Source organism: Roseovarius sp. THAF9 (assembly GCF_009363715.1).
In the GTDB taxonomy this organism is placed as follows: Bacteria; Pseudomonadota; Alphaproteobacteria; order Rhodobacterales; family Rhodobacteraceae; genus Roseovarius.
Genome location: NZ_CP045404.1, coordinates 2835675 through 2846977, shown reverse-complemented (window position 1 = coordinate 2846977; position 11303 = coordinate 2835675). Strand labels below are relative to the sequence as shown.

The 11303-nt window shown below is 62.5% G+C and carries 8 protein-coding genes; 4 read left to right on the top strand and 4 right to left on the bottom strand.

The genetic code is table 11. The annotated features are described in order from the left end of the window. Window position 1: 1 nt before the first annotated feature. Window positions 2–1213, bottom strand: a complete 1212-nt coding sequence (locus tag FIU86_RS14035; RefSeq protein WP_152475649.1) for a polysaccharide biosynthesis/export family protein — start codon at window positions 1211–1213, stop codon at window positions 2–4. 209 nt (window positions 1214–1422) lie between these two features. On the opposite strand from FIU86_RS14035, the gene FIU86_RS14030 reads away from it, so the two are divergent. From FIU86_RS14030 to FIU86_RS14015, 4 genes are read left to right on the top strand one after another with little or no spacing between them, the layout of a single operon-like run. Then, window positions 1423–2637 (top strand): oligosaccharide flippase family protein, encoded by a 1215-nt coding sequence (locus FIU86_RS14030; protein ID WP_152475648.1) that lies wholly within the window; start codon window positions 1423–1425, stop codon window positions 2635–2637. After that, complete coding sequence (locus FIU86_RS14025) at window positions 2634–3557, top strand: glycosyltransferase family 2 protein (protein WP_152475647.1); 924 nt, start codon at window positions 2634–2636, stop codon at window positions 3555–3557. The genes FIU86_RS14030 and FIU86_RS14025 overlap by 4 nt, the downstream gene beginning before the upstream one ends. An 11-nt stretch (window positions 3558–3568) precedes the next feature. Continuing rightward, the gene (locus FIU86_RS14020; protein ID WP_152475646.1) at window positions 3569–4555 is read left to right on the top strand and encodes a glycosyltransferase family A protein; all 987 of its coding nucleotides are present in this window, start codon (window positions 3569–3571) and stop codon (window positions 4553–4555) included. Continuing rightward, window positions 4521–5612 carry a glycosyltransferase gene (locus FIU86_RS14015; RefSeq protein ID WP_254703847.1) on the top strand — a complete coding sequence of 364 codons (1092 nt, stop codon included), beginning with the start codon at window positions 4521–4523 and terminating at the stop codon, window positions 5610–5612. Before FIU86_RS14020 ends, FIU86_RS14015 begins: the two co-directional genes overlap by 35 nt. A 764-nt stretch (window positions 5613–6376) precedes the next feature. Here FIU86_RS14015 and FIU86_RS14010 read toward each other — a convergent pair. The 3 genes from FIU86_RS14010 to FIU86_RS14000 are packed head-to-tail and all read right to left on the bottom strand — an operon-like array spanning window position 6377 to window position 11239. Then, window positions 6377–7660, bottom strand: coding sequence for an aspartate aminotransferase family protein (locus FIU86_RS14010; RefSeq protein WP_152475644.1), 1284 nt, complete (start codon window positions 7658–7660; stop codon window positions 6377–6379). 4 nt (window positions 7661–7664) lie between these two features. Then, window positions 7665–8768 (bottom strand): mandelate racemase/muconate lactonizing enzyme family protein, encoded by a 1104-nt coding sequence (locus FIU86_RS14005; protein WP_152475643.1) that lies wholly within the window; start codon window positions 8766–8768, stop codon window positions 7665–7667. Next, window positions 8765–11239 carry an FAD-dependent oxidoreductase gene (locus FIU86_RS14000; RefSeq protein WP_152475642.1) on the bottom strand — a complete coding sequence of 825 codons (2475 nt, stop codon included), beginning with the start codon at window positions 11237–11239 and terminating at the stop codon, window positions 8765–8767. The genes FIU86_RS14005 and FIU86_RS14000 overlap by 4 nt, the downstream gene beginning before the upstream one ends. Window positions 11240–11303 lie beyond the last annotated feature (64 nt).

Below are 11303 nucleotides of genomic sequence, written 5' to 3'. Positions count from 1 at the left end.
ATCAGTCGATGATTGCGCCTGTGGCCACAACCGCACCGACGATCTTTGCAACCTCGGTAAAATTCGTGACGCTGCTGTCGTAGCAGGCGATCGCGTCACCCGGCAGCAGATAGGGGTCGTAATCGTCCCGATCCGCGCGGCGCAGCATGTCCTCGATCTTGCGCTCGATCACCGTCGAGACGCCCGTGATCGGGTCGCGCGTGAACAGGACGGCTGAACGCTTGGCGCTGGTCGCTCGCGCGCCACCGACGCAGTTGGTATTGATCACTGCCTGCATGAACCGCGTTCCGTAGGGAACTTCGCGGACCTCTCGGCCCACGGCCGATGGGGCATTTCCGGTCGCCGGCTGGGTCAGGTTGGACAGGAACAGGGATATGCCGGGCGGGCTGATCGGGCTGGGACGCATCAGGTCGTCCTGGAAACACTGGCGTGAGGGCACCCTGATCTCGTCGCCGGTCAGCAGCATAACGTCGACCGCGTTGCGGCCTTTGAAGACGCCGCGCATGTCGAGGACATGCCGGGTGCCGTTACGGCGCAGTTCCACAGCGGAAAGGTCGGCATCCGGGCGAATGCCGCCAACCGCGCGCAGCGCTGCCGAAAGATTGCGCGCCTCGGTGGACGCGCCGAGTGCCGCCTGCCGCGCCCGGTCGATGTCGTCGGCGACACGGGTGCCGATCTCTACCGCGTGCGGCTCAAAAACCGCTCCGGACACTGCCACGTTGACGCTTGCGAAATCAGAGACACGCGCAGAGATGCGCGGTGCCTCGTCGTAGAAACCTTCCCGCACGAGAAGCCGCGCGATCTGCACTTCAATGTCTCCGGTGGTACGCCCTTGCGCGCGCACCGGTGGGAGGAAGGGGAGTTTCAGGTCACCGTCGCGCGACACGACGTAATCACCGTTGAAGGTCTCATCGTCGGAAATTCTGATATCGACAAGGTCATTCCGCGACAGGCGTTCACCGCGCAATCCGGCGGCGACGCTGCCGCCCTTGCCCCCTGCGCCCTGACCCGGTCTGCATTTGCGGGCGTTCATCTGCTCTGACCGCAGAATGGGCTGGTCCTCGGACCTGCGAAGTGGCTCGCGGTACTGCGCCTGATACGCGCCTCCGCTCTTGACGGGCGCGAGGTTCTCGGGCGCGGGGGCATCGCCGCAAGCGGCGGTGAGGGCGAGGCTCAGGCAAGAGCCGAGCAGGCGTGTGCGAACAGCAGTCATGATTCTTCCTAAGTACAACTTAGCGTTTTCTAATGCAGGGTTTTGTTCGCTCCACGCGTTCAATCGGGTGGAAGTGTGACCCGAAAGGATAGGTGACCACTCGATAGCGGCGTCTTGCTCTCCCGCCGCGCCCGCGACGGGCGTGTCATTGGCGGGTAGGAATAGCCAACCTTAATGAAAGCCAAGCGACCGTGCCCAGACCTTCCTCCATGTTCAGTCACCTGATTGCCTACGGTGCCTCCGAGATCGCGACCAAGCTGTCGCGCCTCGGTGTCGTCATTGCCGTGGCCCGCACGCTCGACGTGGCAGAGATAGGCGTGGCCGCCGCCGCGCTGGCGATCGGGGACCTGTTGAAGTCGCTGACCCAGAACGGCATCGGGCAGCGCATCATCGCCGCCCCGGCATCCGAGCTTGCACCAACCTGCAACCGGGCGCGTGACCTCTTCTGGGTCTGGTGCCTTGGTCTTTTCGCAATCCAATGCGTCATCGCCGGTGGTGTATGGGCGCTGACCGGCAACATTGCAATGGCCACACTGATCCTTGTCCTGGCTGGCGAGTACCTGTTCATGCCCGGCGGGCTGGTCCAGGCGGGGCTGGCCATGAGGGCAGGCAAGCTAAAGCAGACTGCCGCCATCGCCGGTGGGCAGACCGTGCTGGCGAACCTGATCTCGGTGGCTCTCGCAATGGTGTGGCCGTCGGCCTTGGCGCTTGTCTTGCCACGGCTTCTGACCGCGCCCTTCTGGCTCGTGGCGATGCGCCGCCTGCACCCGTGGCACAGTATTCCAGAGCAAGGCAAGGCCGCGACCCGCCCGTTCATTCGGTTCGGCTGGCCGATCCTGGGCACCGAAATGATCATGACCGCGCGGCTGCATGCCGACAAGCTCATCGTCGGCGCGCTGCTTGGCCCGGAAATTCTCGGCCTTTACTTCATGGCCTTCAACGCCGGCCTCAGCCTTGCCTCCTCCTTTTCAGCCGCTTTCGCCGCGGTGCTTTTCCCGCATCTCTGCGCGCACTCCGACCGTTCCGCGGCCATGCGCCAGGGGTTCGCCCTGTCCATCGGCATCGTGGCACCCGCAGTCATCCTGCAGGCCCTGCTCGCCGAGTGGTATGTGCCGCTGCTGCTTGGCGAGGGCTGGGACGCCTTGGCGAAACCGGTATCCATCCTTTGCCTTGTCGCCATCCCCACAATGCTCTGGACGGCGACCGCCGGCTGGCACCGGGCCGAGAACCGCCCGATGCTGGAACTCAAAGGTACAGTGCTGTTGACGGCGGCGGTCATGCTGAACGTCGTGATCGCTGCTCCTTTCGGCCTCGACGCCATCGCCTGGGGCTACTTGGTGACGGCCAGCATCATCATGCTGCTGCTCTCCCGTCCGGCCCTGAAATTCGCCTTTACTTCGATCCCCGAGAGCGCCCTGTCATGACCCGCATTTCCATTGTCATTCCTGTTTTCAACGCCGCCCACACACTGCCAGCCACCATCGCAGCATTGCAGGACCAAAGCTTCAACGATTGGGAGGCGGTACTTGTGGAGGACGGATCGGCCGACAGCAGCTGGAGCGTCGCCAAATCCTTGGTGCAAGGCGACCCTCGCCTTAAGTTGGTGCGCAATCCGCGCAAAGGCCCCAGTGCCGCTCGCAACCATGGTGCGATCGTGCAGTCCACCGGCGACATCATAGCCTTTTGCGACGCCGATGACATCTGGAAGCGTCACAAGCTGCGTGATGTTGCGCAACATCTCGGCAGGGGTCAGGTTCAGGCCGTCTTCGGGCGGGTGGGTTTTTTCAATGAAGACCCCGGCCACGTCCGCACCCGCTCGCACGTGCCGGCAGGCGACGTGACCGTCCCATCGTTGCTCGGCGAGAACCCGGTCTGCACGCTGTCCAACCTATCTCTGCGCCGCGACACATTCGAAATCCTCGGCGGTTTCCGCGAAGACCTCGTTCACAACGAAGATCTGGAGTTCCTGGTCCATCTCGTGGGATCCGGCCACCGCCTTTTGGGACTTGATGCGGATCATGTGCTCTACCGGCTCAGCCCGCGTGGCCTGTCTGCGGATATCGACAGAATGCGTGCCGGACGGTGTGCTGCGCTCGAAACCGCGGCCCGGTTCGGCTTTCGCACCGATCCGCGGGCGGAGGCCGTGCACCTGCGCTATCTCGCGCGCCGGGCCCTTCGCGTGGGTGCTCCCGCCGCCACCGTGCAGCGTCTTGTCCTCGAAGGATGCTACCAGCATGCCGCCGCCTTTCTTCTGCCGGCCCGCCGCGGCGGGCTGATCGCGCTCGCCGCGCTGCTGCTGCCGTGTCTGCCCGAACCCACCCGCCAATATCTTTTTGCCAATTGAGGATCTGTCCCATGCCCTACGCTACGATCATCGTACCCGCCTACAATGCCGCCGCCACACTCCCTGCGACGCTTGCCTCGCTCAGTGCACAGACATTCCGTGATTTCGAGGTCGTTATCATCGATGACGGATCGATCGACGACACGGCCCTGATCGCCAGTATCCACGCCGCCTCGGACAGCCGGTTTCGGCTTCTCCATCAGTTCAACCGTGGGCTTGCAGGCGCACGCAACAGCGGCATTGCAGAGGCGCAGGGTGAAGTCATCGGGTTTTGCGACGCCGATGACCTTTGGATGCCCGAAAAGCTCGCCACTCATGTAGATCACCTGCTTGGAAAGCCTGAGGTGGGTATCAGCTATTCCGGCTCGGCGATGATCGATGAGGCAGGCCAACGCATAGGGCATGCGCAGCGCCCCCGCCTTTACGACGTGTCGCCAGCCCATGTCTTCAAACGCAACCCCATCGGAAACGGATCCGCCCCGGTCATTCGTCGCGAGGCGCTTGCAGAGATTGCTTGGCGACCCGCTTCTGAGATGAAACGCGACTGGATCTTCGACGAAACATTTCGTCAGTCCGAGGATATCGAGTGCTGGATGCGTTTGTGCCTTTGTACCGATTGGATCATTGCGGGCGTTCCCGGCCTGCTGACGGAATACCGTGTCAATTCCACCGGGCTCTCGGCCAATGTGGACGCCCAACTCGCATCATGGGAGCGCATGGTGAGCAAGCTGCGCCCAACGGCATCGGAGTTTTTCGCGAGATACGAAGCCGCGGCCCGCGCCTATCAACTGCGCTATCTTGCCCGTCGCGCGGTCAGCAGCGGGGACGGAGAAACCGCATGTACCTTGATTGCCCGCGCATACCGTGAGTCTGCCCGCCCGATCTTCGAAGAGCCGCTGCGGAGCGTGTCGACCCTGCTGGCGGCCCACGCCACGGCGCGGTTCGGCGACCTGCCGATGACGCTTGCCCGCTCTGTATTGCGCGCCGCCCGCGCGTGACCTCAAAAAAGAAAGAGAGAGATCAATGACCGACCTTCCCCACGTCCTGCACCTTGTCGATGATGCCACCCCGGGCGGCGTGAACCGTGTTCTTCAGCATATCCGGACCTGTCCCATGATGGCCCGATCTGCCCGCCACAGCTTGCACGTCGTATCGCGCAAGGGCGCTTTGCCGATTTGCGATGCGGATATGATCGTCTCGCACCTCAGCCTCAGCTGGCGCAGACTTCCAGCACTTATCGCGTTCCGCGCCCGTCATGCCAGCAAACCGCTCGTACATGTGGAACACAGCTACACAGAGGCGTTCACCGCTTTGAACGTTCCCTCCAAGCTGAGGTTCTTCACGATGTTGCGGACATCGCTGGCTCTGTTCGACAGTGTCGTCGCTGTAAGCCATGCGCAGGCAGAATGGATGAAGCGCCGCCGCCTCGTTTCACCTGACGCGCTTCGCATCATCGCACCGGTGGTCGATCTGCAAGACTTTCGCTCGATCGAAGCTGCAACACGCAAGCCGCAAGTGATCGGCGCAATCGGTCGCCTTCATCGCCAGAAAGGGTTCGACATTCTGATCCGTGCCTTTCGCAAATTGCCGAACAAGGATGCGTCGCTGCACATTCACGGCACCGGCCCGGAAGAAACGGAACTGCGCGCACTTGCCGCCGGTGATCGGCGCATCCGGTTCTTCGGCCATTCTGATAGCCCGGACCGCGAGATGCGGTCGGTCGATTTCGTCGCCATCCCGTCGCGCTGGGAAGCCTTCGGACTGGTGGCACTGGAAGCACGCGCCGCCGGTCGTCCTGTCATCTGCTCGAACATCGATGGCCTGAAAACAAGCGCAGGCGCCGAAGCCACGTTTGTCGCGGGTCATAGTGAAACCGCTTGGGCGAAAGCGCTTGCTGCCGCATTCGAGGTCAATCCGGCAATCCGGAGCCCCGAGCGGGCCTGCGATTGCGAAAGAACTTTCGCGTTTGCTTGGTCACGATTGATCGCCCACCACATCGGTTTCCATTCAACAAAATCATCGGCCGAGAGCTTCACCCGTGAAGCGAGTGTGTAGTTGGATGAATTGTTTCTTATGACAGAAGGTTCAGATTAGTGCTCGCTGCGGTACGGAATTCTTGATCCATTGAATGTCAGCCAATGGGATGTACCGGCTGCTTCACCCGGCAGGTTAGGCTTGGCCCATTTCACCTGCAGATAGGAGAAGTAGCATGCCGAAGAACGATTTTGATGAGCTGATGTAAGTTGGCATCGATATCGGCAAAGACACATTTCATATCGTGGCCTTCGAGCCTTACGGGCAGTTGGTGATGCGCAATAAGCCTGCTGTCGCAGCGGCCAACAATCTGGCGCGAGTGGCGTGGAGTATCTTGAGATACAAAACGGCGTCTGACGCTCCCAGGGACGAAGTCGCTATCGGCGTATAAGCCGGATCGACCCAGAAGAGTTCGCGACTGAAAGAAAGCATGGAACGCAACAATTACGCCCCCAGAGTCTGACGGCCCATTCGGTCAAATTGGACCTTGCCGGTAATGAGCTCACGGCGCGTACGTAATCCCAATAAGGCCACGACCCGCATGTCGATCAACAGGCCAGATACATATGAGCGACTTTCGAGAACATGCGAGAAATCAATTGCGAACAGCAGCCGGTACATACATACGGGCCGTTCGGCATGCTTGACAGGGAAGGCGGGCAGCGATCATTCGCTGCGGAACCTGCCAACATCCGCTTCGGTTGGATCTGCTGCATCTTTCGCCCAGTGTCTGTGCCTTCTGACCCGATGCCAAAGCAATAGCCGACCCCGTTTAGACGGCGCGGTCAGGCCTTTGCTTCAATCGCCGCAGCCGCAGATTGGATCGCTTCAAGCGTCACGGCAAGGTCGTCCTCGGTCAGGGCGAGGCTTGGATATGTCTTGCCGGGAGATTTGAAGATCCCGTGGTGTCGCAACGCGTCGTTCCAGAGTTTTGCGCGGCCGGCGTCGCCTGCTTGCACGGCCCTGTAGTCCCGCGCATCCTGCGCAGTGAAGACAACTTCAAACAGCGTCGCATCGCCCACGATGCGATAGGGAATACCCGTTGGCTCAAGCGCGTCGCGGATCATGCCCCCGACCCTGTCACCAAGTTCGCGAAGCCGCGCATATTGTCCGTCGCGGCGCAGGATTTCGAGGCTTTTGAGCCCTGCCGCTGCCGCCACCGGGTTGCCCGAGAGCGTCCCGAGCTGCATCAACCAGCCTTCCTCGCCCACGGCGGCCTTGTCGAAATGCCCCATGATGTCGGCCCGCCCCACTGTCGCCGCGAGGGGAAAGCCGCCCCCGATCACTTTGCCCAAGGTACACAGGTCCGGCGTGACGCCGTAGTGTTCCTGTGCGCCGCCATAGGCGAAACGAAAACCCGTTACGACCTCGTCAAAGATCAGGACGATGCCGTATCGCGTGCACTCCTCGCGCAGCAATTCAAGAAAGCCCGGCGCGGGCGGGATGATGCGCTGCAGCGGCTCTACGATCAGACCGGCAATCTGCCCCTCATACTCGGCGAGAAGCGAGCGGATGTAGTCGAAATCGTTGAACGGCGCGATCAGCATCTCGTCGGCCACGCTTCGGGGGATACCGGCGCTGTCGGGAATGGCCTGTGGAAAATTCTCACGCCGTGAGGGGGCAAGGCTCATCTGCGCCTCGGCTGACATGCCGTGGTAACCGCCCTCGAATTTAACGATCTTGTCGCGCCCGGTGAAGGCGCGGGCGAGGCGCATTGCGTACATATCCGCCTCGCCGCCCGACGAGACATAGCGAAGTTGTTCGGCACAGGGGACGGCGCGGCAGATTTCCTCGGCCAGTTCGATGCCGAGCACGTTGTTGGCGAAGAATGTCTGGCCTTTAGGGAGTTGTTCGAACACCGCGTCCAACACCTCGGGGTGGCCATGGCCCAAAAGCATGGGGCCCGATCCGATGAGGTAATCGACGTACTCTTTGCCGTCCTCGTCCCAGACCCGAGACCCGCGGCCTTCGCGGATCACGATCGAGGGGTCGAAATTGCCAAAGCCCCCGGCGGGAAGCACGGCGCGGGCGCGCTCGGCCCATTCGGCTTGGGTGTGCTGTCTGTTCATGTGTTCAATCCAGTATCAGGTCAGGCGTGCCCAGAACGGCGCGATCGGGCGTGACGCCAAGGCCCGGGCCGTTGGGCGGGGGGATGCGCCCATTGGCCCGGACGGGGCCGTCGGGTGCAATGCGCGGACTGACATAGCCCGAGAGGTCGCACACATTGAGCACCCGCGCGGGATTTGTGGCTGCAGCAAGGTGAAGTGCGGCGGCTGTGGCGATATCCGAGCCCCAAGTGCATTCGATGCACATTTTGGCGCCGAGGTGCAGGCAGAGGTCGCGCGCCCGTCTCAGGGCCGAAAGCCCGCCAAATTTCGACAGCTTCAGCGCCACCGCATCCATGATGCCAAGGCTATGCGCCTGCAAAAGCGTGGCCGTATCATGCGCCAGTTCATCCAGTTTCATGGGCAGGCCCGTGGCGGCGCGCACCTGGGCGCATTCGGCGAGCGTGGCGCAGGGCTGTTCCAGCATGACGTCAAGGTCGGCCACCGCCCGTCCGACTCGCGTGGCCCAGAGTGTCGTCGCGCCGCAGTTCCAGTCTCCGTAGACCAGCGGGCCGGGGCCTACGGCCTCGCGGACCTTGGTCAAGCGTTCAACATCCGTTTGCCAATCGCCCGAGGCGCCCAGCTTGGCCTGAAACTGGGTGATGCCTCCGGCCTGCGCGTCGCGGGCGATACGCGCCATTTCATCGGGCGCGACGCAGGTGATCGAATGATAAAGCGGCAGGTCGGCCACTTGCCTGCCACCCAGAAGCGCATAAAGCGGCAACCCTGCGGCTCTACCGGTGATATCCCAAAGCGCGATATCCAGCGCGGACTTGGCATAGGCGTGGCCGGTGAGCCAGGTATTGGCGCGGGCCATCAGGGCCTCGGCCCCCAGAGGGTCACCGCCAAGGATGACGGGTGCCAGTTCGCTCAGGGCAGGGGCAACCCCGCGAGCGTAGGCAGGCAGGTAATGGGGGATCGGGCAAACCTCGCCCCAGCCGGTCAGTCCGGTGTCAGTCTCGACCGCGATCACCACGGTTTCCACCGTGTCGCAGGTTTTGCCGTCGGCCATGTAATAGGTCGTGTGACTGGTCAGCGGCACATGCCATATCGAGAGGCGCGTGATCTTCATTCGGCGGGCTCTGCTACGGCGTCGGTGCGCGGCAGGAGGCTCTGAGGGTCGTAGGCCGGTTCACCCAGAACATGGGCGGAGCGGGGCGCTCCATGGATCAACACCTGCAATTCGGTGCCGGGACTGGCGGCGCGCGGTTTGACGTAAGCGAAGGCGAGGATCTTGCCGACGGTGTGGCCATAGGCCACCGAGGCGGTAGACCCGACAACTTCCCCATTCAGCAGCACGGCTTCGCCGCCATGTCCGTCAATCTCGCCATCCGGCTCGATCTCGAGGTAGGCGCAGGTCCAGGGGTGCTGCCCGGCCTCGGCCTGAGCAGCGCTTTCTCGGGTGGCCTCAACCCCCAGGTACTCTTTGTCGAGCTTTGCAAAGCGCATGACATCGGCCTCGGGCAGGGTGACTTCGTTGGTCAACTCCCCCGCGCCTTTGAAGCCCTTTTCCATCCGCAGGGCGTTCATCGCAAAGCTGCCATAGTCGGCGATGCCATGCGCCTCACCCGCCGCCCAAAGCGCGTCGTAAACGGCCAGAGCATGTTCGCGGGGGATGTGGAATTCCCACCCCAACTCACCGGCGTAGGACATGCGGAAGGCCCAGACCGGCGCACCGGCCACGGTGATCTGTTGTGCCGTCAGCCAGCGGAACCCGGTATTCGACAGGTCGGCATCGGTGCATTGGGCCAAAACCGCGCGGGAGGCCGGGCCGTTGAGAGCAAGAGCAGCCCAGTCGTTGGAGCGCAGGATGACCCGCGCGTCCTCGCCGGCGCGGTTCTGTTCGAGATGGTCCAGCAGGCGCTGCTCGAAAAACGCGGCGCAGACGAGATAGAAGCGGTTCTCGGCCAACCGGACGACCGTGGTTTCCAACTCGATCCGCCCACGCCGGTTGAGCATGTGGGTCAACGCGATACCGCCCACCTTCTTTGGCAGGCGGTTCGCGACCAGACGATCCAGCAACGCCTCGGCGCCGGGCCCTGCAACCTCGACCTTGGTGAAAGCGGAAATGTCCATGATGCCCACCGCCTCGCGCACGGTTTTACACTCGGCACCCACCACATCGTGTACCGCGTTGCGGCGGAAGGAGTAGTGATCTTCCTGCGCTACGCCATCGCGGGCAAACCAGCGGGGGCGTTCGTGTCCATAGACCTCTTCAAAGACCGCGCCCTTGGCCTTGAGGCGCTCATAGAGCGGGGAGGGTTTCACCGGCCGCCCCGCCAAACGGTTGAAATGTGGAAAGGGGATTTCGTGGCGCAGGCAGTAATCTTCTTTGGCCTTGATGACTTGCCATTCTTTGGTGGCGTAATTGCCGAAGCGGCGCGGGTCATAGTCGCGCATCGAGATATCGGCCGCGCCATGCACCATCCAGCGGGCCAATTCGCGCGTGAGCCCCGGCCCCCATCCGATGCCGATCTGCGTTCCGCAGCAGCACCAGTAATTGCGCACGCCGGGTGCGGGGCCGATCAGCGGGTTGCCGTCGGGCGGATGGCTGATGGCGCCGTGCACATCGCGGGTGATGCCCAGCTCGGCGAATATTGGCATCCGGTCCAGCGCGTTTTGCAGCCACGGCATGACCCGGTCGTAATCGGCCTCGAACAACTCATTCTCGGCGTCCCAGGGGCAATGATCCTCCCAAACGGTATTGGGGTTCTCCTTTTCATAAATCCCGATCAGGCCTTTCTTCTGCTCCATCCGGATATAGCCGGACACCAGCTTGTCATCGCGGATCACGGGTAATTCGCGGTCCAGTTGCTCGAATTCCGGTACAGTATCGGTCACGAAATAGTGGTGGGTCATGGAGGTCATGGGCAGTTGCAGGCCCGACCATTCGCCCATCTGGCGGGCATAGGTGCCGCCCGCGTTGACCACATGCTCGCAGCGAATCGTGCCTTTCTCGGTTTCAACCACCCAGTCCTCGCCCTGCCGGGTGATGTTGGTGGCGCGGCAGCGGCGGATGATCCGCACGCCTTTCTGGCGCGCACCGGCGGCCATGGCCATGGTCACGTTGGTCGGATCGACATGCCCGTCGTCGGGCGTGTGCAGCGCGCCAAGGACCCCATCGAGATTGTAGAACGGATGCAGTTCGGCCACGCGGTCGGGGCCGACAAGCTCGATGTTGAACCCCAGAGTGCGACCGACCGATAGGGTATGGCGCAGCCAGTCCATCTCGTCCTCGGTATAGGCCAGCCTGAAAGAGCCGCAGCCATGCCACGTGACAGCCTGCCCCGTCTCGGCCTCCAGGGCGCCGGAATAAAGTTCGATGTTGTAATCCACGCATTTGCCGAGGCTGAAGCTCGATGTCGAATGCGTGATCTGTCCCGCCGCGTGCCATGTCGACCCGCTGGTCAGTTCCGCCTTTTCCAAAAGGACGGTGTCAGGCCCCCAGCCCTCGTGGCCCAGATGATAGGCCAGGCCAACGCCCATGACGCCACCCCCGACGATGACGACGCGGGCCTGTGTGGGGAAGTTGGATTCGGACATGGCGGTTTTCCTGTTCGCAGAGTCGCATTTTCTGTGGACAGATTAAAAGGACATTTGTACCATC